Below are 25,772 nucleotides of genomic sequence, written 5' to 3' on the forward strand. Positions count from 1 at the left end.
CCTACCACCGCCGGCGGCGTCAGGACGCCCTCGGTCGACTCACGCCCATCGAGTACGAGACCATCGTGCCCACAATGGCCGCGCAGGCAGCCTGACCCAACCTGTCACCGATCCGTGCAGCAGTCCCGTCCGATTCAGCCTGGGGTCCCACGGCTCCACGAATAGGTGCTCCAGCAAGGACGACGGGCCCGGGGGACACAGGCAGGCGTGCGGGACCGATGGGTCCGGCTCCGCGCGCCGCCGCTCGGCTACCGAGCGGGTCCGCCACTGCGGCCTTCGTCGAGGTCCCGGTCGGTGCCGGGAGCCGGGGTGGTGACCGTGTCGGCCTGCCACAGATCGGGTCCGAAGACCTCGTACTGGATGTCCCGGGGCGGCACGCCACAGTCGACGAGCGCGCTGCGCACCGCCTGCATGAACGGCAGGGGACCGCACAGGTAGTAGACGGCGTCCTGCGGCAGCTGCACCGCGGAGAGATCCATGATCCCACCGTGCACGCCGTCGACGGGCAGGCTGCACTCCGCGCCGCGCTCGAACCAGACGTGTACCGAACTGTTGGGGAGCTTCCGGACGTCGCCGAGCACCTGCTGGCGCAACGCCCAGGACGACTCGTCGACGTCAGCGTGCAGCAGTGTCAGATCGAGCCGGGAGCCTGCGGTGGCCAGATGGGAAAGCATGCCGGCCATCGGGGAGATGCCGATGCCGGCGCTGGCGAAGACGGCCGGCCGCGAGTCGTCGAGGACGACGTCCCCGAATGGGAGGGACAGGGTGACCGTGTCGCCGACGTCGACGGTGTCGTGCAGCAGGTTGGACACCTCGCCGGCAGGCTTGCCGTTACTCCGTATTCGCTTGACGCTGAACTGGCGGTGTTCACCGTCGTCGGCGCGGGTGAGGCTGTACTGCCGAGGCTGGTGCAGGCCGTCCGCCGTCGGCATCTGCACGGTCACGTACTGGCCGGGCAGCGAGGTCTTGACGAGCCGGTCGTCGATTCGCTTGACCACGAAGGTGACGACGTCGTCGGTCTCGCGGACCTTCCGCTCCACCTGCCAGGGCCGCCACACCGTCTCCGGCCGGACACCACGGGAGCTGTACAGCCCGCGTTCCATGTTGATCAGTGCGTAGGCCATCAGCCAGTAGACCTCGTCCCAGGCGGCCGCCACCTCCGGGGTGACCGCGTCGCCGAGCACGTCGACGATTGCCCAGAAGAGGTGCTCGTGGACGATGTCGTACTGCGCCGGGGTGATGCCGAGGGAGACGTGCTTGTGCGCGATCCGGGTCAGCAGTCGCTCGGGCACCTGCTCAGGGGTCTTGACCAGGGCACTGGCGAAGACGGCGACCGAGCCGGCCAACGCCACCTGCTGCGTGCCCTCGGCCTGGTTGCCGCGGTTGAACGTGCCGTCGAACAACTCGGGGTGGGCGCTGAACATGTGCCCGTAGAACCGCCGGGCGATCTCTTCGATGTTCTCGGCGACGACCGGCAGCGTGGCCTCGATGACAGGACGGGATCGTTCGGACAGCACAGCGGCTCCTGGTCCTTGACAGCGTGAGTTGACCGCTTCGTTCGGAAGGCGGCCGATGGTTCGACCGTAAGCGGCGTCCAAAGTTTGGACAACAGGGCGTCGTAGTAACCACGACCTCTGGTAGAAAAGCGGGAGGACGCCCGATTACCGCGCGCTGGCGGCCACCGCAGCGCCGAACGGCAGGGGGACACCGTGCACCAGGCGAACGTGGCGGCGCTGTCGCGCCGGTTGCTGGCGACAGCAGCCGCGCACCACTCCCGACGTGCTGGTGAGACCGTCTACGGCGCCCACGAGACGACGCTGCACCAGACGGTGATCGCCCTGGTGAAGGGTGCCGGCCTGGCCGAGCACGAGAGCCCGGGGGAGGCCACCCTCCAGGTGCTGACCGGCCGCGTGCGCCTGGTGGCCGGGGATCGGTCGGAAGAGGGACTGGAGGGAGACCTGCTCGTCATTCCCCCGGTCCGGCACAGCCTCGAGGCGCTCGACGACTCGGTGGTCCTGCTGACGGTCGCCCGCGGCTGACCCGGTGATGGGACCGGGCGGGAGGGGAGCCGTCGGATCAGCCGAGCGGAGCAGCTGCCCCGTTCGCAGCGGATGGCGGAAGGTCCGCGTCGGACTCGGGACCCACCGGTGCCAGGTGGGCCTCGCACAGCGAGGGCTCGACGAACGGCAGCAGTCGATCGGCGGTCACCGGGGCGCGCATCTCGGCCAGTGCTCCGCGCATCAGTCCCAGGTGGATCGAGCAGATCACCTGGCGCTGCGCCTCGGCCACCTCGCGGAACGGGCAGTGCGGCAACAGGATGCGCCGTGGATCGTCGACGGCGAGCTCGGGGGCGAAGCCGATGTCGCCGAGGATGCGCAGGAGCTCAGCGACGGCCTCCTGCTCGCTCGTCCGCTCGAAGGGCGCCGGGGCGTCGGTGAGGTGGTGTCCCCAGGCCCGTCCGGTCTCGATGGCTGCCCCGGCTGGGTCCTCCGCCGTGCCGGACACGTAGCTGGCGAGGATCTCGGCCAGGAACCGGTAGTTGCGCCGGTTCGCCGCCGGGTCCGGCGTCGGGGTAGCGGTGTAGGTGAGCCGCGGTCTTCCCGGCTCGACGCGCTCCTCCTCGGCCTCCCGTGCCGCCAGCCCGTCCGCGACGAGGCGGTCCAGGTGGAAACGCACCGTGTTCGGGTGCAGGCCGGTTCGCTGGGCGAGATCTTGGACGCCCAGACCTGCCGGTGCGCTGCGCAGCAGGTCCAGGACGTGCTGCCGGCGCACGCCCGCCCGCGCGGTCTCCGCCGCTCTGGGTTGGGTCCGCCGTTCCTCCATCGCTCCAATGTCCCAGATCGCGCAGACCGGGCGCTTCTGCCGCGGCGCCCGAACCACCCTCGCGGGGGACGTCGGCCATCCGGTGCGGCGGCTCCTGGCACAAGAGAGGCAGACCGACGCCCGGTCCACGGCGGATTTGCAGAAGGGGACTCATGACCAGCACCCGAACCGGCCCGGACGAGGCGTTCGAGGGGGGCTTCGACAGCCCCCTGTCGGAGGCTCTCGTCGGTACCTCCCGCTACTTCCGCAAGGGCGAGACGAGCGCCGACAAGCGTTCCCTCCACCAGATCGGCGGTCGGGACGCCGACAGCTTCTACCGGGACCGGTGGAGCCACGACAAGGTCGTCCGTTCCACGCACGGCGTGAACTGCACCGGGTCGTGCTCGTGGAAGGTCTACGTCAAGGACGGGATCATCACCTGGGAGGCGCAGCAGACCGACTACCCGTCGACCGGCGCCGACCGGCCCGAGTACGAGCCCCGCGGCTGCCCGCGTGGCGCCGCCTTCTCCTGGTACACGTACTCGCCGACCCGGGTCCGCTATCCCTACGTCCGCGGCTCGTTGCTGCAGATGTACCGGGAGGCCCGGCAGCGCCTCGGCGACCCGGTCCTCGCCTGGGCCGACATCGTCGACGACCCAGAGAAGGCCCGGACCTACAAGTCCCAGCGCGGCAAGGGTGGGCTCGTCCGGGCCTCGTGGGACGAAGCGACCGAGATGATCGCCGCCGCCCACGTGCACACGATCAAAAAGTACGGGCCCGACCGCGTCGCCGGCTTCTCCCCGATCCCGGCGATGTCGATGGTGTCGCACGCCGCCGGGGCGCGATTCATGTCGCTGATCGGTGCGCCGATGCTGTCGTTCTACGACTGGTATGCCGACCTGCCGGTGGCCTCGCCGCAGGTGTTCGGTGACCAGACCGACGTCCCGGAGTCCGGGGACTGGTGGGACGCCTCCTACCTGATCCTGTGGGGCTCCAACGTCCCGGTGACCCGCACCCCGGACGCGCACTGGATGACCGAGGCGCGCTACCGCGGCCAGAAGGTCGTCGTGATGAGCCCCGACTACTCCGACGCGACCAAGTTCGCCGACGACTGGCTGGCACCGCACCCCGGCACCGACGGGGCGCTGGCCATGGCCATGGGCCACGTCGTCCTCAAGGAGTTCTTCGTCGACCGGCAGGTGCCGCGCTTCCAGGAGTACGTGCGGAAGTACTCCGACCTGCCCTTCCTGCTGACCCTGACGCGGCACGGCGACGGCTATGTCCCGGGCAAGTTCCTCACCGCTGCCGACCTCGGCGACAAGGAGGAAGGCGCGGAGTTCAAGACCGTGCTCGTGGACTCGGCCACCGACCAGCCGCACGTGCCGAACGGTTCGCTGGGCTTCCGCTTCGGCGAGGCCGGCAAGGGCAGATGGAACCTCGACCTCGGCGAGGTCGACCCACGCCTCAGCCTCTACGACGGCGCCACCGAGTCGGTCCCGGTCGACCTTGCGCGGTTCGACACCCCGCGCGGCGAGGGCGCCACCATGCGCCGCGGGGTGCCCGTCCGCCGGATTGGCAAGCACCTGGTGACCACGGTGTACGACCTGCTGCTGGCCCAGTTCGGGGTCGGGCGGGCGGGGCTGCCGGGGGAGTGGCCCGCCGGCGAGGACGACGCCTCGCAGCCGTACACACCGGCGTGGCAGGAGCAGTTCACCGGCGTCTCCGCGGCGGCCGCAGCCCGGATCGGCCGGGAGTTCGCGCAGAACGCCGAGGACTCCGGCGGCCGCTCGATGATCATCATGGGCGCCGGCACGAATCACTGGTTCCACTCCGACACGATCTACCGAGCCTTCCTGACCCTGACCACGCTGACCGGCTGCCAGGGGGTCAACGGCGGTGGCTGGGCGCACTACGTCGGCCAGGAGAAGTGCCGGCCGGTGACCGGCTGGCAGACGCTGGCGTCGGCCCTGGACTGGGCGCGTCCGCCGCGGCAGATGATCCAGACCGCCTACTGGTACCTGCACACCGACCAGTGGCGCTACGACCAGACCACGCTGGACGGGTTCGCCTCCCCGCTGGGCACGGGGCGCTTCGACGGGAAGACGCCGGCTGACGTGCTCGCGCAGTCGGCGCGGATGGGCTGGATGCCGTCGTACCCGACGTTCAACCGCAACCCGCTGGACATGGCCGACGAGGCCGCCGCCGCCGGCAAGGCACCCGGCGAGCACGTCGTCGACGGCCTGCGCGACGGCAGCCTCCGGTTCGCCGCCGAGGACCCGGACTCGCCGGAGAACTTCCCGCGGGTGCTCACCATCTGGCGGGCCAATCTCCTGGGCTCCTCCGCCAAGGGCAACGAGTACTTCCTGAAGCACCTCCTCGGCACCGACTCCTCCGTGCGTGCCGAGGAGGCGCCGCCGGAGGCCCGCCCGAAGGACGTCGTCTGGCACGACGAGGCGCCCGAGGGGAAGTTGGACCTGCTGCTGGCCCTGGACTTCCGGATGACCAGCACGACGATCTTCTCCGACATCACGCTGCCGGCCGCCACCTGGTACGAGAAGCACGACCTGAACACCACCGACATGCACCCCTACGTGCACTCGTTCAACCCGGCCATCGCGCCGCCGTGGGAGACCCGCACCGATTTCGAGGCCTTCGGCACGATCGCGAAGGCGTTCAGCCGGCTGGCCGCGAAGCACCTCGGCGTCCGCAAGGACCTCGTGGCGCTGCCCCTGCTGCACGACACCCCGGACGAGCTGGCCAACCCGCGCGGGGTGGTGCGCGACTGGAAGGCCGGCGAGTGCGACCCGGTGCCCGGCCAGACGATGCCGAAGTTCGTCGTTCAGGAGCGGGACTACGGGGCGGTCGCCCAGAAGTGGTCCGCGCTGGGCCCGCTGGTCGAGGAGCTCGGCCTGCAGGTCAAGGGCGTCACGACGAAGCCGGACAAGGAGGTCGACTACCTCCGGCACAAGAACGGGGTGATCCGGGACGGCGCCGCGGCGGGCCGGCCGGCTCTCGCCCGCGACGTGCACTGGTGCGAGACCATCCTGGCCCTCTCCGGGACCACGAACGGCCGGCTGGCGACGCAGGGCTTCCGGTTCTCCGAGGAGCGCACCGGCACCCGGATGGCGGACCTGGCCGAGGAGCACCAGGGCAAGCTGATCACCTTCGCCGACACCCAGGCCCGCCCCACCCCGGTGATCACCTCGCCGGAGTGGTCGGGCAGCGAGCACGGTGGACGCCGGTACTCGCCGTTCACCATCAACGTCGAGCGGCTCAAGCCCTGGCACACCCTGACCGGCCGGATGCACTTCTTCCTCGACCACGACTGGATGACCGAGGCAGGGGAGAACCTCCCGGTCTACCGCCCCCCGCTGGACATGCACGCCCTGTTCGGGGAGCCGCACGTCGGCGACACCGGCGAGCTCGGCATCACCGTCCGGTACCTCACGCCGCACAACAAGTGGTCGATCCACTCGGAGTACCAGGACAACCTGTTCATGCTGTCGCTCTCCCGCGGCGGGCAGACGATCTGGATGAGCACCCAGGACGCCGCGAAGGTGGGGGTGCGCGACAACGACTGGATCGAGGCGGTCAACCGCAACGGCGTCGTCGTCGCCCGCGCGATCGTGTCCTCCCGCATGCCCGAGGGGACCGTCTACATGCACCACGCCCAGGACCGGCTGATCGACGTCCCGAAGGCGGAGACGTCGGGGAAGCGCGGCGGGATCCACAACTCGCTGACCCGGCTCTTCCTCAAGCCGACGCACCTCATCGGGGGCTACGCGCAGCTGTCGTTCGCCTTCAACTACCTCGGTCCCACCGGTAACCAGCGCGACGAGGTCACCGTGATCCGTCGCCGTTCACAGGAGGTCCAGTACTGATGCGCGTCATGGCCCAGATGGGCATGGTGATGAACCTGGACAAGTGCATCGGGTGCCACACCTGCTCGGTCACCTGCAAGCAGGCGTGGACCAACCGCAGCGGCGTCGAGTACGTCTGGTTCAACAACGTGGAGACCCGGCCGGGGCAGGGCTACCCACGCACCTACGAGGACCAGGAGAAGTGGCGGGGCGGCTGGCAGCTCGGGCGCAACGGCCGGCTCTCGCTGCGCACCGGCAGCCGGCTCAAGCGACTGCTCACGATCTTCTCCAGCCCGGTCCAGCCGTCGATCAACGACTACTACGAGCCCTGGACCTACGACTACGAGACGTTGACCAACGCTCCGGTCCAGGAGCACACCCCGGTCGCCCGGCCGCGCTCCCTGCTGACGAACAAGCCGATGAACATCAAGTGGAGCGCCAACTGGGACGACAACCTGGGCGGGGCGCCGGAGCTCACGCAGGCCGACCCGGTGCTGCAGAAGATCTCGGCGGAGATCAAGGAGAAGTTCGAGCAGACCTACATGTTCTACCTGCCGCGGATCTGCGAGCACTGCATCAATCCGTCGTGCGCGGCGTCCTGCCCGTCGGGCGCCATCTACAAGCGGGAAGAGGACGGCATCGTCCTGGTCGACCAGGACCGCTGCCGCGGCTGGCGGCAGTGCGTCACGGGGTGCCCGTACAAGAAGGTGTACTTCAACCACCGCACCGGCAAGGCCGAGAAGTGCACGTTCTGCTTCCCGCGCGTGGAGGTGGGGATCCCGACGGTCTGCTCGGAGACCTGCGTGGGCCGGCTGCGCTACATCGGCATCATCCTCTACGACGCCGACCGCGTGCTCGAGGCGGCGTCCACCCCGAACGACCAGGACCTCTACATGGCCCAGCGGTCGATCATCCTGGACCCGCACGACCCCGAGGTGGTCCGGGCCGCCGAGCGGGCGGGCATCTCCCGCGACTGGATCGACTCCGCGCAGCGCTCGCCGATCTACTCGCTCATCACCAAGTTCGAGGTGGCCCTGCCGCTGCACCCGGAGTACCGCACCATGCCGATGGTCTGGTACATCCCGCCGCTGTCACCCGTGGTGGACGCCCTCACCGAGACAGGGCACGACGGGGAGGACGCCGGCAACATCTTCGGCGCCATCGAATCGCTGCGGATCCCGATCGAGTACCTGGCCGAGCTGTTCGCCGCCGGTGACACCAGCCTGGTTACCGGGGTGCTCAAGAAGCTCGGGGCGATGCGCGCCTACATGCGCGACCTGAACCTCGGCCGGCCGGCCGACGAGTCGATCGCGACCGCGGTCGGCATGACCGGTCAGGACATCCAGGACATGCACCGGTTGCTGGCGATCGCCAAGTACGACGAGCGCTACGTCATCCCGGCGATCCACGCCGAGCAGGGGCCTGAGCGCGAGGAGTTCGACACCGGCTGCTCCCTGGACTACGAGGACGGCCCGGGCATGGGTGGCTGGGGTCCGTTCGGCGAGACGTCGGGCGGGTCGACGCCGATCGCGGTGGAGAACTTCCACATGCTGTCGGCCCGGCAGACCACCGACACGCTGTCCGCGCCACCGACGAAGGCGCAGCGGGTCAACCTGCTGAACTGGGACGGCAAGGGAGCTCCCGAGGGGCTCTTCCCGTCCCGTGGGAACGACGACGCACGGCACGGTCCCGACGGTGGCGGGGACGGACCTGGCTCGCCGAGCGTCACGGAGCCCAAGCCGTGAGGCTGCGTCCCGGCGGCGGGGCGACGCCGGCCCAGCTCGCCACGGTGCGCCAGGCGGCGTCCCTACTGATCGGTTACCCGGACGAGGAGCTGGTCGGCCGGCTACCGCTGCTGCGGGCGGCGGTCGCCCCGCTCCCGGGCGAGTTCGCCGGACCGCTCGGCCGGTTCCTCGACCACCTGGAGACCACGCCGCTGACCGAGCAGCAGGCGGCCTACGTCGAGACCTTCGACCTGCGCCGCCGGTGCTCGCTGTACCTGACCTACTACGCCTACGGCGACACCCGGAAGCGCGGCATGGCGCTGCTGCAGTTCAAGCACCTCTACGGCCGCGCAGGCATGGCCCTCACCGACGACGAGTTGCCCGACCACCTGGCCGTCGTCCTGGAGTTCACCGCGGTCGGCGACCCCGTCCGGGGTGAGCGGTTGCTGCACGAGCACCGGGCCGGTCTGGAGCTGATCCGGCTGGCGCTCGAGGACCGCGGGTCGCCCTACGCGGCGGTGCTGCACGCGGTGTGCGCGACGCTGCCGCCGGTGCGGGCCGAGGACCGGGCAGCGGTGCTGAAGCTGGCCGCCGAGGGCCCGCCCACCGAGGACGTCGGCCTCGACCCGTACGGGGCGACGCCCTTCGCGCCCCCGGACTACATCCCGCAACCGACCGCCGGCGCACCCGCAGGAGTTGCCCCGTGAACGCCCTCGACATCGTCCTGTGGGTGATCGTCCCGTACATCAGCCTGGCGATCTTCGTCGTCGGGCACTACTGGCGGTACAAGTACGACAAGTTCGGCTGGACCACCCGGTCCAGCCAGCTCTACGAGTCCCGCCTGCTGCGGTGGGGGAGCCCGCTGTTCCACTTCGGCATCCTGTTCGTGCTCATCGGGCACGTCATGGGCCTGGGCATCCCCAAGTCGTGGACCGAGGCCGTGGGGCTGTCCGAGACGGCCTACCACGCCATGGCCATCGGGGTCGGGGCGATCGCCGGCTTCGGCACCCTGGTCGGCCTGGGCATCCTGCTCTACCGGCGGCGCACCACCGGGCCGGTGTTCAGCGCGACCACCAAGAACGACAAGTTCATGTACCTGGTGCTCACCATGACCATTCTGTTCGGGCTGAGCAACACCGTGCTGGGGGTCGTGGGGCATGGGGGCGTGGACTACCGGGACACCGTCTCGCCGTGGTTCCGCAGCATCTTCTACTTCAACCCCCAGCCCGAGCTGATGGCCGCGGCCGGGCCCGGTTTCCAGCTGCACGCGCTCTCGGCGTTGCTGCTGTTCGCGATCTGGCCTTTCACCCGGCTCGTCCACGTGTTCAGCGCGCCCCTGGGCTACTTCACCCGGCCCTACATCGTCTACCGCAGCCGCGACCGCCAGCTCGGCAACCGGGCGACACCGCGCGGTTGGGATCGAGTGGGAGGGCCACGCAGGTGACCACCGCACCGTCGCCCGGTTCCGCGGGCACACCAGGGACGTCCGCGGAGGCCATCCCCCGGGAGGCCTGGGTGATGCTGGCGGTCGCGACCGTCGGCTTCGCCATCAATTTCTGGGCGTGGGCCCTGGTGAGTCCACTCGGCGCGTTCTTCACCGACGAGCTGGGCCTCAGCGCGCTCGAGAAGTCGCTGCTGGTGGCCGTACCCGTGGTGGTCGGGTCGCTCGGGCGCATCCCCGTGGGTGCCATGACCGACCGGTTCGGTGCGCGGCTCATGTTCCCGTTGATCAGCGCGATGACCATCCTGCCGGTGCTCTTCATCGGGTACGTCGGCAACGACTCCTACCCGATGATGTTGCTCGGCGGCTTCGTCCTCGGGCTGGGCGGCACGACCTTCGCCATCGGCGTGCCACTGGTCAACTCGTGGTTCCCGCCGGCCAAGCGCGGCACCGCGCTGGGCATCTTCGGCGCCGGCATGGGCGGGACCGCCATCTCCGCCTTCACCACCGTCGGACTCAAGGATTCCTTCGGCCTCGCCTTCCCGTTCACTCTGGTCGCCATCCTGCTCGCGCTCTACGGGGTCGCCTCCTACGCCCTGCTGCGGGATGCCCCGGGGCGCACGGCCGTGACCGGGGGAGTGCTCCGGCGGACGTGGGAGACCTTTCGATTGCCGGTCACCCTGCAGATGTCGTTCCTCTACGCGGTCGGCTTCGGTGGCTTCGTCGCCTTCAGCGTGTACCTGCCCACCTACCTGCGCGACGCCTTCGGCCTGACCCCCGGCGACGCCGCGCTGCGCACCGCCGGGTTCGTCGTCCTCGCGGTGATCATGCGGCCGGTCGGCGGGGTCCTGTCCGACCGGTTCCACCCTCTGCCCGTGCTCGTCGGTTGCTTCGCGGTCGTCACAGCGTTCGCGGCGGTGTCGGCGCTGGAGCGGCCGTTGGAGTGGACAGGCACGGTCGCCTTCCTCGCCATGGCCGCCGCACTCGGCGCCTCGTCCGGTGCGGTGTTCGCCCTCGTGGCCCTGGCCGCCCCGGCGGGCAAGGTCGGCGCGGTCACCGGCATCGTCGGCGCCGCCGGCGGCCTCGGTGGGTTCGCCCCGCCGCTGGTCATGGGCGCCATCTACGGTTGGTCCGGAAATTACAAACCCGGCCTCTGGTTGCTGGCCGGAACGGCTCTCCTCGCCGCCGCCTACACCTTCTGGGGTATGCGGTCGGTAGGGCGACCGGCACGGGCGAAGTGACGCGCCTCACCGGCGGCCGCGGGATGGCCGATGCAGCGAGGGCACTTGAATTCAAGTGACGACCGAGCCGGGCCCCGGCCAGCCACCGTACCCGCCCTGCGATGGAGGAGACCTATCGATGTGCGACCACTGCGGCTGCCGGAACCTCACCCCCGTCGCCCGGCTGATGGACGAGCACGACCGCTTGCGTGAACTCAGCGGCCAGCTCGCTGGGAAGACGAACACTCCGCGCCGCGAGCACTGCCCGTCAACTGACGGGATGCGGCGGCGCCCGACCAGTTGTGTGCCGAAGCTCCGGTCGAGGGGAGTCCCGCCGTCAGGCTTTGTCTGTGGGCGGAGCGCCGACGAGGGTCCGGTCTACATCGATCGCAACGACGGGATGTCAGGCGGCGGGTGTCACGCCGCCGCGACTGCATTGGGAGTCGGTGCCGATCGCGGTTCTTGTGGCCGGGCTGGATGGGGGCACCCGCTGACCGGTGGTGCCGTTCACGAGTGCGGCGAGGGCGCGACGGTCGAAGTTGAAGTCGCGAGGCATCGGAGGAATGGCTCTCTCCCCGGAGTGTCGGGCGAGTAGCCCGTGGAGTTGTCGTACAGGTGTGCGAGCCTCGGAGGCGTCTTGTCCATCCGCAGTTCGCTCGGAGGGAGCGGCACGGGATGCCAGGTAAGGCCCGCGTACACGAACTCGCCAAGGAGTTCGGAGTCGATAGCAAGATCCTGCTCGCCAAGCTCAAGGAGCTGGGCTTCTTCGTGAAGTCGTCGTCCAGCCTTGTAGAGGCGCCGGTGGCCCGACAGCTTCGGGAGTGCTTCCCGCAGGCTCAACGGCCAGTGTCGGCGCCAGGTCGTCCGGCTCCGCGATCAGCGGTGCAGGAGCACGCTGCGCCGTTGCCGCCCGTGAGACGGATGTCGTCTGCGCTGCCACCACGGCCGCAGCCGCTGCCCGCCTTCCCGAGCCGCCGACTCAGGCGTGAGTGGTATCGCGGAACCCCGCCGGAGGGGCTCACCAAGTACCTGCTCGACCACTACGTCGTCTGCCGGCGGGATCCAGAGGGAAGGTCGCCGGGTGGCTCCTACTCCTACTTCGAGGACGAGGTTCGCCAGGCAAGGGATCTATCGGCCGAGTGGGCGCCGACTCTCTTCGATGGCCTCAAGTTCGCGGACATCGTGCGGTGGATGCGGGAAGGTGCGCCTGCCCAGTACGCGGGCGATCTGCACCGAGCGGGCGTCCGGCCGGAGGAGCTGAGTTGGTCGTACGAGGACCGAGGCGCCGAGCCCCTGAGCATGCGACTGATCCGCGGTCGGTGGACGGTGGAGATGGTCGTCAACGAGGTCGAGCGGCGGCGTGAACTGAGGTGATGCGGCGATGGAACGCTTCGCCAGCGGTGAAGCGGGCGTCGCGTTGGCGTTCACCTCCATCCCTCATCGGTGACTGCCCTAGTAGCAGGGTGGGCCGAAGTGGATCAGGCGGGGTTTTTGGGCGTCCCCTGAGATGGTCGCCGGGAAGGAGCGTGGAGGGTGATCGCCGCAGTCGCGGGACCGGCGACAGGCACTCTTTAGGCACCCAATACTCCCGTAATCGGCCGTCACGAGCCGTCGTAGCCAACGCTTCGCAGCCCCTCTGACCTGCGTCTTCAACGTGAGCCAACGCGAGCAAGCGCCTCAAGATCAAATCGCAGGGTTATTGGTTCGAGTCCAATCGGGGGAGCCCTTCCAAGGCCCTTGACCGACACGGTCAGGGGCCTTCGTCGTCCCTGGGCGTCGCCGTGGACGACTCGGGGCCCGCCCGGACGAACCGGACGGGCCCCGAGGGTGGGACGGGTCAGCGCTGGGCGAGGTAGGCCGCGCCGGTCTGCCGCAGCCGGTCGTGCACGCCGTCGTTCACCGTGACGCCCTCGCGGCCGAGGAACGCCTTCGCCAGCTTGGCGACCATCGTGTAGTTGGTGTCCACGACGTTGGCCACCGGCGCGAGCCCGGCCTGGCTGACCAGCTGGTAGGCGTCGAGGGTGTCCCAGCCGGTGAGCTCGGCGGCCCAGGTGACCAGGTCGTGCTGGCTCACCCGGTAGGCGTCCTCCAGCGGCTTGGTGGAGCCGGTCGACATGAGGAAGTCGTCGGTCTCCAGCCGCGGCCAGGGGTTCCCGCCGCCCTTGATGAGGTCCACCACGACGACGGTGCGCATGGCCGCCTCCACGGCGGTGCCGCACACCTCGCCCTCGCCCTGCCGGCAGTGCCCGTCGCCGATCGCCAGCTGGCCGCCGGCCACGTTGACGCCGAAGTACGCCGTCGTGCCGGCCCGCAGCTCCGGGGTGTCCATGTTGCCGCCGTGCGCCCCGGGCGTGACGGTCGCGAACACCTCGCCGCCCGCGGGGGCGACCCCGACGGTCCCGTGCATCGGGTCGAGCGGCAGCTCCACCTCGGGGCCGCCACGGCGCGGCCGGAACAGGCAGGTGCCGCGCTCGCGGTCGACCTCGTAGACCCACACGACCTCGTCGAGGGGGGCGTGCAGCATCGCCGTGGTGTGCGTGGCCGTGAGCGCCCCGAAGTGCGGGAACGTCGTCGAGACGGCCCAGTCGCGGGCCGGCGCGATCTCGACGAAGTGCACCGCCAGGGTGTCGCCGGGCTCGGCGCCCTCGACGTGGATCGGCCCGGTGACCGGGTTGAGCTGCGAGAAGTCGCAGACGGCGCTGGGCAGGTCGTCGGCGCTGGTCACCCGGCCGCCGAAGCAGTCCTCGGTGGTCAGCTCGACGACGGTGCCCGGCCGCACCCGCACCAGCGGCTCGGGGGCGCCGCCGAAGGTGTAGCGGTACTGGTCGGGCGTGGGCGAGAGCTGGACGACCTCGAGGCTCACAGCGCGTCCTCCGTCCTGAGCTCCGGCTTGCGGCCGGTGGCCAGCAGCACGACCAGCAGCACGACGCCGACGGCGAACCACACGAACCCGAGCTCCTGGGCGGCCACCTGGGCGTTGTAGACGACGTAGGCCAGGATCGCGAAGCCGATGACGGGCACCGCGAGGTGCAGCCACCAGTTCCGGCTCTTCTGCCGCCCGATGTAGTGCACGACCACGGAGACGTGCAGCAGCAGGAACGCCGACAGGGCGCCGAAGTTGACCAGCGTGGACAGCAGCGTGATGCCGTCGTCGCGGGTGCTCATGTAGATGCCGAGCACCAGCGAGATCGCCGCGACGAGGAAGGTCGCGTTGACCGGCACCCGCCGGGTCGGGTGGACGCTGGCGAGGAACGCCGGCAGCTGCCGGTCGCGCGCCATGGCGAACAGCAGCCGCGAGGTGGCTGCCTGGGCCACCAGCGAGTTGGCGAAGCCCCACGCGATGGCGGTGGCGACGGCCGTCAGGGTGCCCAGCCAGGCCCCGCCGGCGACCTCGGCAGCGTCGTAGAAGGCGGTGCCGGCGGCGTCGCCCTCGGCGATCAGCGTCTCGGGGTCGGCCACGAGCAGCGCGGCGACCCAGGTCTGGACGACGAACAGCGTCCCGGCGAGCACCAGCGCCGCGATCATCGACTTGCCGATCGAGCGGGCTGCGTCCTTGTTCTCCTCGGCGAGGGTGGAGATCGCGTCGAAGCCCAGGAAGCTCAGCACGGCGATGGAGACCGCGCCGAACACCAGCTCCAGGGAGAAGGTGTCGCTGTTGTAGATGGGCGAGAGGTCCCAGCCGCCGCCCTCGCCCGAGGAGAGCGCGACGACGCCGATGACGAGGAAGATCGCCAGCACGACCAGCTCGGCGACCAGCACGATCTTGTTCACCCGCGCGGTGAACTCGATGCCGAAGTAGTTGACGACGGTGTTCAGCACGATGAAGCCGACGATCCACGCCCAGACGGGGACGCTGGGGATGATCGAGGTCATCGCGAACCCGGAGATCAGGTACAGCAGGCCGGGGATGAGCAGGTAGTCCAGCAGCACCATCCAGCCGGCGATGAAGCCCACCGGCTGGGCGATGCCGCGGCCGGCGTAGGTGTAGACCGAGCCGGCCATCGGGAACGCGCGCGACATCTGCGAGTAGGACGCGGCGGTGAACGCCATGGCCAGCCCGCCGATGATGTAGGCGAGGGCCACCATGCCGCCGGAGGCCTGGAAGACGCCGCCGAAGATGCCGAACGGCGCGATCGGGACCATGAAGACCAGGCCGTAGACGAGCAGGTCGCCGAAGGTCAGCGTGCGCTTGAGTTCCTGCTTGTAGCCGAACGACTCGACGCCGGCGGCGGTGGCGGCGGGGGTCACGCCTGCGGGGCCGGTCGAGGTGCCGGTGGTGGTGCGAGGGTCGCTCATGGGCGGTTCACTCCGTCTCTCCTCCCGGTGCGGTGCCGGGGCGCGAGCAGAGTAGGACCGAATCCTTCCAGGTGGAAGTATCCGTCTCAGGCCGTGGGAACGATCGGGATCTCGCGCAGCGCGAGGCCGTCGGCGCGGGCCAGCCGGGCGGCCGGGCCCCGGCGGCGGAAGCGGCCCGGGCCCGAGACGGCGACCCGGACGCCCTCGTACAGCCCGCGGGCGTAGGCGCAGGCCACCGGCGCGGTCGGTCCCGACCGGCGGGCGAGCCGCTCCTGCAGCTCCAGCTGCGTGTGGTCGGGCCCGTCGGCGGACGAGGCGAACGAGGGCATGCAGGCGTAGAGCTCGCCGGTGCCGTCGCCGCCGACGGCGTACAGGCCGTTCTCCTCCAGGGCACCCGACAGCCGCACCACCCTGCGGTCCAGCCCGGCCCGGGTGAACTCGCGGTTGAAGGTGACCAGGTCGCGCCCGACCATGCTCAGCAGCACGCCGTCCGCCCGCGTCCGGCGGACGAGGTCGAGCAGCGGGCCCATGTCGGTGGGGCCGAACGGCACCAGGGCCTCGCCGACCACCTGCGCGCCGGCGGCGGCCAGTGCCCGGCGAGCGGCCCGGTGCACCGCCCGTGGCCACACGTAGTCGGTGCCCAGCAGCACCCACCGCCGCGCCCGCCGGTTGCCGACCAGCCAGGTCAGGGCCGCGGCGTGCTGCTCGGCCGGGGAGGCCCCGGTGCGGACGACGCCCGGGCGCAGCCGGCCGCCCTCGTGCGGCGGGGTGAACACGTAGCGGGCCGCCGGCGGGAGCGCCCGCTCGAGCGCGCGGTGCACGTCGCTGGTGTGGAACCCGACGAGGACGTCGAAGGCCCCCGCGCGGAACAGCGACGCCGCCTCCGCGGCAACCACCTCGGGCGCCCGGCCCGAGTCGAGGCTGACCAGCCGCACCTCGCGGCCGTCCACCCCGCCCGCGGCGTTCAGCTCGTCGGCGGCCAGCCCGGCGAGGTCGAGCGCGGACGGCGCGGTGAGCGCCAGGGGGCCCGACAGCGGCACCGCGAGGCCGACGTGGAAGACGTCGCGGCGCGGACCCGTGAGCAGGAGGTCCCACGGGTCCAGCGGACGCGTGGCACCGGACACGCGCAGAAGTATGGTCTCCCCATGTTCCCGGCAGGTGACGTCGACGCCGTGCGCGTCACCGACGACCTGGTCGAGCTGCTGACCGTCACCCAGCGGCGGGTGGCCGCGCAGGTGTCGGCCGCCCTCGCGGAGGACGGCGGGACCCTCGACGGCTACCGGCTGCTCCGGGCCCTGGCCGGGACCGGCCGCGCGATGGGCGAGCTGGTGGCGGTGCTGCACCTGCCCGCGCCCACCTGCACCCGGCTGGTGGACGCCGCCGTCGACCGGGCGCTGGCCTACCGGCTCCCGCACCCGGACGACGGTCGCAAGGTGGTCGTCCACCTCTCCGACGTCGGCCGGGACCGGCTGCGCCGCTGGGAGGCGCTGGTCGCCGTCCAGGAGTCCGCGCTGTCGGCCGCGCTCGGTGCCGCCCGGGTCGACGCCCTCCGCCGCGCGCTCGACGAGCTCGCCCACCCCGACGGCTGAACGGCCGCCCCCTGCGGGGGAACCGGGCGCGGCTCGTGCGCCCGCGCGTGCGAGGGTTCCCGGGAGACGCGATGGAGGAGTTGGCATGACCTGGCCCCGGCCGGTCCCGGTGATCGGTGACCAGACCCACGCCGCCGAGCGGGCCGCCGACCCTGCGGGCTGGGCGTTCGACCCGGCCACGGTCGAGGCCCTGCACGCGGTCGTCGGTGCCCGCCGCGACATCCGCCGCTACCGTCCCGACCCGGTGCCGGACGAGCTCCTGCGCACCGTCCTGGAGGCCGGCCACCGCGCACCGTCGGTGGGGCACTCGCAGCCCTGGCGCTTCGTCGTCGTCACCGAGCAGGCCACGCGCGACCGGGCCGCGGTCCTGGCCGACCGCGAGCGGCTCCGCCAGGCCGAGCTGCTCACCCCCGACCGCCGCGCCCGCCTGCTGGACCTGCAGCTGGAGGGGATCCGCGAGGCGCCGGTGGGCATCGTCGTCGCCTGCGACCGCCGCACCCACGCCACCGGCGTGCTCGGCCGCGCGACCTTCCCCGACGCCGACCTGTGGAGCTGCGCCTGCGCCATCCAGAACATCTGGCTGGCCGCGCGCGCCTCGGGGCTGGGCATGGGCTGGGTGACGCTGTTCCAGCCGGCCGACCTCGCCGAGCTGCTGCACCTGCCCGAGGGCGTGGAGACCCTCGGCTGGCTGTGCCTCGGCTGGCCCGACGAGCGCCCGCCCGAGCCGGGGCTGGTGCGGCACGGCTGGTCCACCCGCGCCCCGCTGGAGGACGTCGTCCTGCGCGAGCGGTGGCCGGGGGAGGAGAGCCCGGCCGCGCCGGTCTCGCACCTGGCCGGGCCGCAGCCCGAGGCGGTGGTCGCCGCCCGCGACACCGGCGACGACCTGCTCGCGGTACCCGGCTCGCTGGGCGTCCTGGACCGCGCTGTCGACCGCGTGCTCGCCCTGCCCGGCCCGGTGCCGGGCACCGGCACGCTGGTCGTCGTCGCCGGTGACCACCCCGTCGCCGCCGCGCACGCCGTCTCCGCGTACCCGGCGTCGGTCACCGCCGACGTCCTCGCCGCCACCGGCACGGGGGAGTCGCTGGGGGCCTCGACCGCGCGGCAGGCCGGGCTGCACGTGCGCGCCCACCACGCCGTCTCGCCCGACGTCCAGGGCGACCTGCTCACCGCCGACGCGCTCACGGGCACCGCCGCCGCGGCGCTGGTCGAGGAGGGGCGGGCGCTGGGCACGGAGCTCGCCGCCACCGGGCTGGTCTGCCTCGGCGAGGTGGGCATCGGGAACACCACGGTCGCCGCCGCGCTCGCGTGCGCGCTGCTCGACCTCGACCCGGACGACGCCGTCGGGCTGGGCGCGGGCGCCGACGCCGCGATGCTGGACCGGAAGCGGGCGGTGGTCCGTGGGGCCGTCGAGCGGGTCCGGGCGGAGCACCCGTCCGCCGGCCCGCTCACCCTGCTGGCCGCTCTCGGCGGCCCGGAGGTCGCCGTGCTCACCGGCATCACGCTCGGCGCCGCCGCGGCCGGCGTCCCGGTGGTGCTCGACGGCCTCGTCACCTCCGTCGCGGCGGCGGTCGCGGTCCGCCTGGAGCCGGCGGCGCAGACGGCGCTGGTCGCGGGCCAGCGCAGCCGCGAGCGCGGGCACGCGGCGGTGCTCACCGACCTCGGCCTGGAGCCGCTGCTGGACCTGCGGCTGCGGGCGGGGGAGGGCGTCGGGGCCGCGCTCGCCGCGCAGCTCCTGCTCACCGCGCTGCGCGCCCGCGCCACCGCGGGCCGGGTCTCGTGATCGGCCGGCCCGCCCGCCGCACGCTCGTGCTGGGCGGGGCCCGGTCGGGCAAGTCGAGCTATGCCGAGCAGCTGCTGCGCCGCGCCCGCGAGGTCGAGTACGTCGCCTGCGGGCTGCCCGCCGACGGCGGTGACCCCGAGTGGGCCGACCGCGTCGCACTGCACCGCGACCGGCGCCCGGCGAGCTGGCGGACGGTCGAGACCGTCGACCTCGTCGGCGTCCTCGGCCGTCCCGGCCCGCCGGTGCTGGTCGACTGCCTCTCCACCTGGCTGGCCCGGGCGATGGACGACTGCGGCGTCTGGGCCGAGGAGCCCGGTGCCGACGAGCGGCTGGCCGGCGCGGTCGACGACGTCGTCGCGGCCTGGGCCGGGACCCGCCGCCGGGTGGTCGCGGTCAGCAACGAGGTGGGGTCCGGAGTCGTCCCGGCGACAGTCTCCGGCCGCCGGTACCGCGACGAGCTGGGCATCCTGAACGCACGCGTCGCGGCGGCGTCGCAGCGCGCGTGGCTGCTCGTCGCCGGCCTGCCGCAGCGGCTGAAGTGACCGGCCCCGCTCGCGGAGGCCCGCTGGCGGCGCTGGGCCTGTTCAGCGTCCTGCCGGTGCCGGCGTCCGCCCGCGTCCCCGGTGCCGGCGTCCTGCGCTGGCTGCCGCTCGTGGGCGTGCTGCTCGGCGCGCTCGCCTTCGTGCCGGCGCTCGCGGTGTGGCGGGGCGAGGGCGAGGGCAGCCCGCTCCTCGCCGCCGCGCTCGTCGTCGGAGCGCTCGCCCTGCTCACCCGGGGGCTGCACCTCGACGGCACCGCCGACCTGGCCGACGGACTGGGCAGCGGGCGGCCGGCCGAGCAGGCGCTGGCCATCATGCGCCGGCCGGACGTCGGCGCGTTCGGTGTCGCGGCGCTGGTCTGCCTGCTGCTGGTGCAGGTGACGGCGCTCGGCGCGGTGCTGGCCGGCTCCTCTCGTCCCACCGGGCTGCTCTGCGTGGTGCTCGCGGCCGCCGCCGGGCGGGTGGCGGTGCTGCACGCGGCCGCCCGGCCCGCCGCGCCCGGCTCGTCCCTGGGCGTGCTGGTCGCCGGCGCGCGCACACCGGTGGCCCGCTGGACGGCGACGCTGCTCCTGCTCGCCGGTGCGGCCGGTCTGCGGCTGGCGACGGGCGGCTCGGTGGGCGACGCCGCCTGGGCGGTGGCCGCCGTGCTGCTGGCGCCGGCGGTGGGCGCCGGCCTCACCGCGCACGCCGCGCGGCGGCTCGGCGGGGTCAACGGCGACGTCTTCGGAGCCGTGGTGGAGGTCGCCACGACCGTCGCGCTCGTCTCCCTGGCCGCCGGGGTGACCTGGGCCTAGCCCGCCCGGGTCAGTCGGCGGGGAAGAGGGCGCGCAGGCCGAACCGGGTGGGCCGCTGGAACGGGCGCCAGGCGCCCCGTGGCTGGGCCAGCCGGTCGGCGACGACCCACAGCACCGCCGGGTCGACGCCCATGCCGAGGTGGCTCGCGTGCACCGCCACGTTCTCGCTGGTCGGGCCCTCCTCCTGCAGGCAGGTCCGCCAGTCGACGACGCCGTCCCACCGCGAGTAGACCGACGTGCTCGGCACCTTCAGGGCCCGGGCGGGGCGCACCTCCTCGACGGCGCGCAGCTCCCGGTAGGCCCGGTACATCCCCGCCCCGGACGGCGGGCGCTCGCGGGGGGTGACACCCGCGAACGGCGAGCCGAGCGAGACGACCTGGCGGACCAGGTGCGGGCTGCGCTCTGCCAGCCGCCGGGCGTAGATCCCGCCCAGGCTCTGGCCGACGATGCTCACCGAGGTGCCGTGCTCGTCGGCCAGCCGCTCGACCAGGGCGCGGACCCCCTCCACGACCTCCGGCCGCGGGCCGCGGTTGCGGCCCAGGTCCCAGCCGACGGTCGGGTAGCCGAGGGTGCCCAGCCAGCGCCGGATCGTGCGGGTGGAGACGTCGGAGGCCAGCCACCCGGGGAGGACGACGACGGGGTGCGGCTCCCCGCGCGCCGCGAACCGCAGCAGCGGGTACCCGGCCGCGAGCGCACCGGCGCTCACCATCGCCCGAGCGGGCTCGGTGAGGGCCAACAGGTTGTCGACGCGCTCGCCGCGGGCGGGCTCGGAGGGGGTGCTCACGGGCACTCGATGCCCGGCCGGGGCCGGGATCAGTCGCCCGGGGGCAGGACACGGGGGACGAAGACCTCGTCGACCGGCCGGGGGCCGACGTACTGGCGGCAGGTGCAGGGCACCCAGCTGTGGCCCGACCACCGGCCGCGCTTGTCGTAGGTGTCGCGGCGCAGCTCCGCGTAGCAGGTGTTGGTGGCGGTGTCGTGCTGGCTGAGCGTGTGCCCGCACCCGCACAGCGGTGTGACCGGCGGGGGAGGTGCGGGGGTGCGCCCGCGGCCCAGCCGTCCCGCCACGAAACCGACACCGAGCAGGGCGGCGCCCACCAGCAGGCTGACCGGTTCCATCCGCGTGCACCTCTTCCGAACGAGGCCTCCGACGGTAGCGCGGCCGGCGGCACCGGCGAGCGCGGACGGTGGTCGCGATTGCCGCCCGGAGCCGTCCGTATTCGCCCGATCGGGGGGGATTGGACGGCCGTGACGCAGGGCACTGGACGAACGTGAGCGCCTATGCCGTGGGGTTCGCCCGACCGGACCGTTGGTCGGGCAGCCAGCCGAACCAGCAGACCTACCCCTGGCACGCCGTCGAGGCGCACCGTTCGCCGGCGGAGCTGGACGGCGAGGTCGAGCTCGCGGTCTGCGGCGCGATCGTCCAGGTGTGGGGCACGCAGAAGTGGGAGCGCGTCGGCATCGGCCGCACCGGCTGCCCGGAGTGCGCCCGCATCACCGCCGTCGACCAGCGGCTGACCCGGGCGAGCTGAGCCCGCAGGCCCCCCGCACCGGCCGGCCGCAGCCGGCCGGTGCCCTCAGCGCTTCTCGGGCCTGCGTCCGCTGATCGCCGACAGCCCGGTGATCGCCCGGCCCACGATGAGCGCCTGCACCGAGTCGGTGCCCTCGAAGGTGAAGACCGCCTCCATGTCGGCGAAGTGCCGTGCGACGTGGTGGTCGATGAGGATGCCGTCGCCGCCGAGGATGTCCCGGGCGTCGGCGACGATCGCCCGGGCCTTGGCCGCGTGGTTCATCTTGGCCAGCGAGGCCATCGCCGCGGTCATCCGGCCCTGGTCCGCCAGCTTGGACAGCCGCCAGCACATCAGCTGCATCGAGGTGATCTCGGCGAGCATCCGGGCCAGCTTGTCCTGCACCAGCTGGAAGCCGGCGATCGGCTGGCCGAACTGCTCGCGCTGCATCGCGTGGGCCAGCGCCAGCTCGTAGGACGCCGTCGCCAGGCCCAGCGCCCGCCAGGCCACGGTGTAGCGGGTGCGGTCGAGGACCTGGGAGACGTCCTTGAAGGAGTGGCAGTTCGCCAGCTTGTTCTCCGCCGGGACCCGGACGTCGGTCAGGGTGATCTCGGCCTGCCACACCGCGCGCAGCGCCGTCTTCCCGGTCATGACCGTGGCCTCGTACCCGGGCGTGCCCTTCTCGACGACGTAGCCGCCGACCTTGCCGTCCTCACCGCGGGCCCAGATGATCACGAAGTCGGCGATGGAGCCGTTGCCGATCCACTTCTTCGCGCCGTTGAGCACGAAGGAGTCGCCGTCCCGGCGGGCCGAGGTCTCCAGGCCGACGGCGTCGGACCCGTGCGCGGGCTCGGTGAGGCCGAAGGCGCCGATCTTCTCCAGCCGGGCCATCGGCGGCAGGAACCGCTCGCGCTGCTCCTCGTCGCCCAGCAGCGCGATCGACTGCATGGCCAGGAAGCTGTGCACGCCGTTGAAGGTGCCGATGCTGCCGTCGGCACGGGCCAGCTCGGCGGCCACGAGGCCGGCGGCGACGTTGCTCATCCCGGGGCAGCCGTAGCCCTCGATGGTGCCGCCGACGATGCCGGTCTCCGCCAGCCGGGGCACCAGCTCGAACGGGAACTCCGCGCGCTCCCAGTACTCGTTGATGCGCGGCACGACCTCCTTCTCGCCGAAGGCACGCACGCGGTCGCGGATCTCGACCTCCTCCGGCTCGAGCAGGTCCTCGAACGCGTAGAAGTCAGGGCTCTCGACGGTCACGAGCGCGAACGCTACGACGATCCGGGGCATGCTGCGCGTCGTGCGCATCGTGATCGCCCCGGACTCGTTCAAGGGCACCCTGACCGCCGAGGCCGCGGCCGACGCGGTCGCGGCGGGCCTGCGCCGGGTGGTCCCGGACGCCGACCTGGTCCTGCGGCCGGTCGCCGACGGGGGAGAGGGGACGGTGGCGGCGGCCCTCCGCGCCGGCCACGCCGCGCGGCGCGTGCGGGTGAGCGGCCCGGACGGGCGCCCGGTCGAGGCGACCTTCGCCCTCGACGGGACCACGGCCGTGGTCGAGCTGGCCTCGGCCGCGGGGCCCGGGCTGCTCGACCGGCCGGCACCGACGACGGCGACGACGCGCGGGGTCGGCGAGCTGCTGCTGGCCGCGCTGGACGCCGGGGCGCGGCGGGTCGTGCTGGGGCTGGGCGGCAGCGCCACGACCGACGGCGGCGCCGGCATGCTGCAGGCCTTGGGCGCCCGGCTGCTCGACGCGGCCGGCTACGAGGTCGGGCCGGGGGGTGCCGGCCTGGCCGACCTGGCGCGGGTCGACCTCAGCGGCTTGGACCCGCGGCTCCGGGACACCCGGGTCGTCGTCGCCACGGACGTGGACAACCCCCTCACCGGGCCGTCGGGTGCGGCCGTGGTCTTCGGCCCGCAGAAGGGCGCGTCCCCGGAGGACGTGGCGCTGCTCGACGCCGCGCTGGCCCGGTACGCCTCGGTGCTGGTGCACACGACCGGCGCCTGGGTCGAGCGGCGGCCGGGAGCCGGCGCCGCGGGCGGCACCGCGGCCGGCGCCATGGCCGTGCTCGGGGCGGAGCTGGTCTCCGGCGCGGCACTGGTCTGCGACCTCGTCGGCCTGGACGCCGCGCTCGCCGGCGCCGACCTCGTGGTCACCGGGGAGGGCGCGCTCGACGAGCAGACGCTGCGCGGCAAGGCGCCCGCGGAGGTGGCCGCCCGGGCGCGGACCGCGGGCGTGCCGTGCGTCGTCCTCGCCGCGGAGGTCCGCCTCGCGGCCGAGCGGCTGCCCGCCGCGGGCATCGCCGCCGCGCACGCGCTGACCGAGGTGCAGCCCGACGTCGCGCGATGCCGGTCCGAGCCCGCGCCGGTGCTCGCCGACCTGGCGGCCCGCGTGGCGCGGAACGGGGTCCCGACCGCCGGCTCGCGGTAGCTTGCGTCGTCCCGGTCCGCTGCCCAGGAGTCCCGTTGCCGTTCTTCATCCGCAGCCTCGGCCGCTTCATCCGGCTCCGGCTGCACGGCTGGCGGCTGCCGCTGGCGGTCGCCGTCCTCGTGTTCCTCAGCAGCTGGCTGCTGATGAGCCTGGTGGAGCCGGCCGGTGCCGCCATCACCGCGCCGGGCACCTACTGGTGGTACTTCCTGGTGACCGCCGCGACCGTCGGCTACGGCGACGTCTTCCCGACCTCTCCCGGGGGCCGCGCCGTCGGGGCCTACGTGATCGTCGGCGGCATCGTCACGCTCACGCTCCTGTTCACCCAGCTGGCCGCGGCGCTGCAGTCGGTCCGCGGCCGTCGTCTGAGAGGTGTGGTCCCCCTGGACCTGTCCGACCACGTGGTGCTGCTGGGCTACTGGCCCGGCCGGACCGAGCGCATCGTCGCCGAGCTGACCGCCGAGGGGCGCTTCCAGGTCGCGCTGTGCGCCTGGGACGACGTCGCCGAGAACCCGATGCCGGACCAGCCCGCGGTGCACTTCGTGCGCGGTGACCTGACCCGGGAGGACGTCATGACCCGGGCGTGCGTGGCGAGGGCCCGGACCGTCGTCATCGACGGCCGGGACGACAACGAGACGCTCGCGGTCGCGGTGGCGGTCGACCACGCCAACCCCGGCGTGCACCTCGTCGCCGCGGTCCGCGACCTCGGGCGCCGGGAGAACCTGCGCTACGTCAACGCCGGCGTGCAGGCGGTGCAGTGGCACATGCCGTTCCTGCTGTCGGAGGAGGCGACCGACCCCGGCATCACGCAGGTCTACAACGACCTGATGAGCAGCGGCGGGCACGGCAACACCTACTCGATGGCCGTCCCGCCCGGGTTCCCCCACCGCACGTTCGGCGAGTGCCAGACCTGGTTCGGCCAGGGCTTCGGCGCCACGCTGCTCGCTCTGCGGGGCGAGGGGCCCGACGGGCTCCGGGTCAGCCCGCCCTGGGACACCCCGGTGCCGGCGGGGACGACGCTGTACTACGTCGCCGCCCAGCGGATCCCGGCCCGGGAGCTGACGCAGCGCGCCTAGGAGGGGTGCCCCTCGACGTCGGCCTCGTCGCCCTGCGGCGCCTCGCGGGGCTCGCTCTGGGCCTCCAGCGAGGCCTCGACCTCGGCGGTCTCCTGCTCGACGGCGATGTCGCGGGGCTGCGGCGTCTCGGTCATGGCCCCACCTTGGCGCAGGTGCCGCCGCTCCGCTCGCCGCTCACCCGAGGAGCCCGCGCGCGTAGCCGATCTGCCCGAGGTGCTGCATGTCGTCGCCGATGACGCTCACCAGCCGCATGCCGACGGTGACCGGCGGGTCGTAGGAGTCGTCGACCATGCGGTCGAGGTCCTCGTCGGTGACCCCGCGCAGGTAGGCGGCCGACTGCGCGTGGACGGCGTCCGCATAGCCGGTCAGCAGGTCGACCGACGGGATGCGCACCGCGGAGACCTGCTCGCGGTCGAAGCCGTAGCCGGTCTCGCTCGGGTCGAAGGGCAGGCCGAAGCGCTCCGCCCAGCCCTGCGCGGTCCACACCTGCTCCCGGCCGGCGAGCTCGGCGACGTGGTCGTCCTGGACCCGCAGCAGGTGCCAGGCCAGCCAGCCGATCGGGTTGGCGTCGGGTGCGACCCGGTGGCCCAGGTCGTCGGCGCCCAGGCCGCCGAGGCTGCTCAACAGCATCTCGTGGATCTGGTCGTAGGCGTAGAGGTACACGTCGGAGCTGCGCATGACCGTCGTCCTACCCGTCCGGGACGGTTTCCTCCCGGTGCGC

24 protein-coding genes are annotated in these 25,772 nt (G+C 72.7%); 14 read left to right on the top strand and 10 right to left on the bottom strand.

Annotated elements, in window-relative coordinates; translation table 11 throughout:
* Nucleotides 1–248: 248 nt before the first annotated feature.
* A complete protein-coding gene (locus E4P43_RS08350; RefSeq protein ID WP_135145006.1) occupies nt 249–1,517 on the bottom strand; it encodes a globin domain-containing protein in 1,269 nt (422 codons plus the stop codon).
* Nucleotides 1,518–1,709: 192 nt separating this feature from the next.
* Here E4P43_RS08350 and E4P43_RS08355 point away from each other — a divergent pair, with 192 nt between their 5' ends.
* Nucleotides 1,710–2,039 carry a cupin domain-containing protein gene (locus E4P43_RS08355; RefSeq protein WP_135145007.1) on the top strand — a complete coding sequence of 110 codons (330 nt, stop codon included), beginning with the start codon at nt 1,710–1,712 and terminating at the stop codon, nt 2,037–2,039.
* Nucleotides 2,040–2,076: 37 nt separating this feature from the next.
* Here E4P43_RS08355 and E4P43_RS08360 read toward each other — a convergent pair whose 3' ends face one another.
* Nucleotides 2,077–2,772, bottom strand: coding sequence for a helix-turn-helix domain-containing protein (locus E4P43_RS08360; protein WP_245159012.1), 696 nt, complete (start codon nt 2,770–2,772; stop codon nt 2,077–2,079).
* Nucleotides 2,773–2,975: 203 nt separating this feature from the next.
* On the opposite strand from E4P43_RS08360, the gene E4P43_RS08365 reads away from it, so the two are divergent.
* From E4P43_RS08365 to E4P43_RS08390, 6 genes are all read left to right on the top strand, one after another.
* The gene (locus E4P43_RS08365; protein ID WP_135145009.1) at nt 2,976–6,683 is read left to right on the top strand and encodes a nitrate reductase subunit alpha; all 3,708 of its coding nucleotides are present in this window, start codon (nt 2,976–2,978) and stop codon (nt 6,681–6,683) included.
* Nucleotides 6,683–8,407: a nitrate reductase subunit beta gene (gene narH / locus E4P43_RS08370; RefSeq protein WP_135145010.1), complete on the top strand. Its 1,725-nt coding sequence runs from the start codon at nt 6,683–6,685 to the stop codon at nt 8,405–8,407. The genes E4P43_RS08365 and narH overlap by 1 nt, the downstream gene beginning before the upstream one ends.
* Nucleotides 8,404–9,093 (top strand): nitrate reductase molybdenum cofactor assembly chaperone, encoded by a 690-nt coding sequence (gene narJ / locus E4P43_RS08375; protein ID WP_135145011.1) that lies wholly within the window; start codon nt 8,404–8,406, stop codon nt 9,091–9,093. The genes narH and narJ overlap by 4 nt, the downstream gene beginning before the upstream one ends.
* Nucleotides 9,090–9,830 carry a respiratory nitrate reductase subunit gamma gene (gene narI / locus E4P43_RS08380; RefSeq protein WP_135145012.1) on the top strand — a complete coding sequence of 247 codons (741 nt, stop codon included), beginning with the start codon at nt 9,090–9,092 and terminating at the stop codon, nt 9,828–9,830. The genes narJ and narI overlap by 4 nt, the downstream gene beginning before the upstream one ends.
* A complete protein-coding gene (locus E4P43_RS08385; RefSeq protein ID WP_245159013.1) occupies nt 9,827–11,068 on the top strand; it encodes an MFS transporter in 1,242 nt (413 codons plus the stop codon). The genes narI and E4P43_RS08385 overlap by 4 nt, the downstream gene beginning before the upstream one ends.
* A 654-nt stretch (nt 11,069–11,722) precedes the next feature.
* A complete protein-coding gene (locus tag E4P43_RS08390; RefSeq protein ID WP_135145013.1) occupies nt 11,723–12,421 on the top strand; it encodes a translation initiation factor IF-2 N-terminal domain-containing protein in 699 nt (232 codons plus the stop codon).
* A 463-nt stretch (nt 12,422–12,884) separates the two neighbouring features.
* Here E4P43_RS08390 and E4P43_RS08395 read toward each other — a convergent pair whose 3' ends face one another.
* From E4P43_RS08395 to E4P43_RS08405, 3 genes are all read right to left on the bottom strand, one after another.
* Nucleotides 12,885–13,910: an acetamidase/formamidase family protein gene (locus tag E4P43_RS08395; RefSeq protein ID WP_135145014.1), complete on the bottom strand. Its 1,026-nt coding sequence runs from the start codon at nt 13,908–13,910 to the stop codon at nt 12,885–12,887.
* Complete coding sequence (locus tag E4P43_RS08400) at nt 13,907–15,343, bottom strand: APC family permease (RefSeq protein WP_135145015.1); 1,437 nt, start codon at nt 15,341–15,343, stop codon at nt 13,907–13,909. Before E4P43_RS08400 ends, E4P43_RS08395 begins: the two co-directional genes overlap by 4 nt.
* An 86-nt stretch (nt 15,344–15,429) precedes the next feature.
* Nucleotides 15,430–16,467: an ABC transporter substrate-binding protein gene (locus E4P43_RS08405; RefSeq protein ID WP_135145016.1), complete on the bottom strand. Its 1,038-nt coding sequence runs from the start codon at nt 16,465–16,467 to the stop codon at nt 15,430–15,432.
* Between the two features lie 21 nt (nt 16,468–16,488).
* On the opposite strand from E4P43_RS08405, the gene E4P43_RS08410 reads away from it, so the two are divergent.
* The 4 genes from E4P43_RS08410 to E4P43_RS08425 all read left to right on the top strand — a co-directional run bounded on the left by E4P43_RS08410 (nt 16,489) and on the right by E4P43_RS08425 (nt 20,045).
* Entirely contained in the window at nt 16,489–16,932 is a 444-nt protein-coding gene (locus E4P43_RS08410; RefSeq protein ID WP_135145017.1) for a MarR family transcriptional regulator, read from the top strand.
* A gap of 85 nt (nt 16,933–17,017) precedes the next feature.
* Nucleotides 17,018–18,712: a 5,6-dimethylbenzimidazole synthase gene (bluB, locus tag E4P43_RS20815; protein WP_135145018.1), complete on the top strand. Its 1,695-nt coding sequence runs from the start codon at nt 17,018–17,020 to the stop codon at nt 18,710–18,712.
* Nucleotides 18,709–19,254: a bifunctional adenosylcobinamide kinase/adenosylcobinamide-phosphate guanylyltransferase gene (locus tag E4P43_RS08420; protein ID WP_245159014.1), complete on the top strand. Its 546-nt coding sequence runs from the start codon at nt 18,709–18,711 to the stop codon at nt 19,252–19,254. The genes bluB and E4P43_RS08420 overlap by 4 nt, the downstream gene beginning before the upstream one ends.
* Nucleotides 19,251–20,045 carry an adenosylcobinamide-GDP ribazoletransferase gene (locus E4P43_RS08425; RefSeq protein WP_209313793.1) on the top strand — a complete coding sequence of 265 codons (795 nt, stop codon included), beginning with the start codon at nt 19,251–19,253 and terminating at the stop codon, nt 20,043–20,045. The genes E4P43_RS08420 and E4P43_RS08425 overlap by 4 nt, the downstream gene beginning before the upstream one ends.
* A gap of 10 nt (nt 20,046–20,055) precedes the next feature.
* Here E4P43_RS08425 and E4P43_RS08430 read toward each other — a convergent pair whose 3' ends face one another.
* Both E4P43_RS08430 and E4P43_RS08435 read right to left on the bottom strand, forming a co-directional pair.
* On the bottom strand, nt 20,056–20,829 hold the full coding sequence (locus E4P43_RS08430; protein WP_209313794.1) for an alpha/beta hydrolase: 774 nt from the start codon (nt 20,827–20,829) through the stop codon (nt 20,056–20,058).
* 29 nt (nt 20,830–20,858) lie between these two features.
* A complete protein-coding gene (locus E4P43_RS08435; protein ID WP_135145019.1) occupies nt 20,859–21,164 on the bottom strand; it encodes a hypothetical protein in 306 nt (101 codons plus the stop codon).
* Between the two features lie 152 nt (nt 21,165–21,316).
* Between E4P43_RS08435 and E4P43_RS08440 the strand changes: the two genes are divergently transcribed.
* A complete protein-coding gene (locus E4P43_RS08440) occupies nt 21,317–21,577 on the top strand; it encodes a hypothetical protein (RefSeq protein ID WP_135145020.1) in 261 nt (86 codons plus the stop codon).
* Between the two features lie 45 nt (nt 21,578–21,622).
* On the opposite strand, the gene E4P43_RS08445 is transcribed toward E4P43_RS08440, so the two are convergent.
* The gene (locus E4P43_RS08445; protein WP_135145021.1) at nt 21,623–22,810 is read right to left on the bottom strand and encodes an acyl-CoA dehydrogenase family protein; all 1,188 of its coding nucleotides are present in this window, start codon (nt 22,808–22,810) and stop codon (nt 21,623–21,625) included.
* Between the two features lie 28 nt (nt 22,811–22,838).
* On the opposite strand from E4P43_RS08445, the gene E4P43_RS08450 reads away from it, so the two are divergent.
* Complete coding sequence (locus E4P43_RS08450; RefSeq protein WP_135145022.1) at nt 22,839–23,978, top strand: glycerate kinase; 1,140 nt, start codon at nt 22,839–22,841, stop codon at nt 23,976–23,978.
* Nucleotides 23,979–24,013: 35 nt separating this feature from the next.
* Nucleotides 24,014–25,051 carry a potassium channel family protein gene (locus E4P43_RS08455; protein ID WP_209313795.1) on the top strand — a complete coding sequence of 346 codons (1,038 nt, stop codon included), beginning with the start codon at nt 24,014–24,016 and terminating at the stop codon, nt 25,049–25,051.
* Here E4P43_RS08455 and E4P43_RS19880 read toward each other — a convergent pair.
* Nucleotides 25,048–25,185 (bottom strand): hypothetical protein, encoded by a 138-nt coding sequence (locus tag E4P43_RS19880; RefSeq protein WP_167759128.1) that lies wholly within the window; start codon nt 25,183–25,185, stop codon nt 25,048–25,050. The genes E4P43_RS08455 and E4P43_RS19880 overlap by 4 nt on opposite strands.
* 40 nt (nt 25,186–25,225) lie before the next feature.
* Nucleotides 25,226–25,729, bottom strand: coding sequence for a DinB family protein (locus E4P43_RS08460; protein ID WP_135145024.1), 504 nt, complete (start codon nt 25,727–25,729; stop codon nt 25,226–25,228).
* Nucleotides 25,730–25,772 lie beyond the last annotated feature (43 nt).

It is taken from the genome of Blastococcus sp. TF02A-35 (genome assembly GCF_004571075.1).
GTDB lineage: Bacteria > Actinomycetota > Actinomycetes > Mycobacteriales > Geodermatophilaceae > Blastococcus.

Excerpts from the sequence above, each read along its gene's own strand:
- narH (WP_135145010.1), top strand. The coding sequence starts at position 6,683 with ATGCGCGTCATGGCCCAGATGGGCATGGTGATGAACCTGGACAAGTGC.
- E4P43_RS08450 (WP_135145022.1), top strand. The coding sequence starts at position 22,839 with ATGCTGCGCGTCGTGCGCATCGTGATCGCCCCGGACTCGTTCAAGGGC.
- E4P43_RS08460 (WP_135145024.1), bottom strand. The coding sequence starts at position 25,729 with ATGCGCAGCTCCGACGTGTACCTCTACGCCTACGACCAGATCCACGAG.
- E4P43_RS08400 (WP_135145015.1), bottom strand. The coding sequence starts at position 15,343 with ATGAGCGACCCTCGCACCACCACCGGCACCTCGACCGGCCCCGCAGGC.
- E4P43_RS08365 (WP_135145009.1), top strand. The coding sequence starts at position 2,976 with ATGACCAGCACCCGAACCGGCCCGGACGAGGCGTTCGAGGGGGGCTTC.
- E4P43_RS08410 (WP_135145017.1), top strand. The coding sequence starts at position 16,489 with ATGTTCCCGGCAGGTGACGTCGACGCCGTGCGCGTCACCGACGACCTG.
- E4P43_RS08435 (WP_135145019.1), bottom strand. The coding sequence starts at position 21,164 with ATGGAACCGGTCAGCCTGCTGGTGGGCGCCGCCCTGCTCGGTGTCGGT.
- E4P43_RS08390 (WP_135145013.1), top strand. The coding sequence starts at position 11,723 with ATGCCAGGTAAGGCCCGCGTACACGAACTCGCCAAGGAGTTCGGAGTC.
- E4P43_RS19880 (WP_167759128.1), bottom strand. The coding sequence starts at position 25,185 with ATGACCGAGACGCCGCAGCCCCGCGACATCGCCGTCGAGCAGGAGACC.
- bluB (WP_135145018.1), top strand. The coding sequence starts at position 17,018 with ATGACCTGGCCCCGGCCGGTCCCGGTGATCGGTGACCAGACCCACGCC.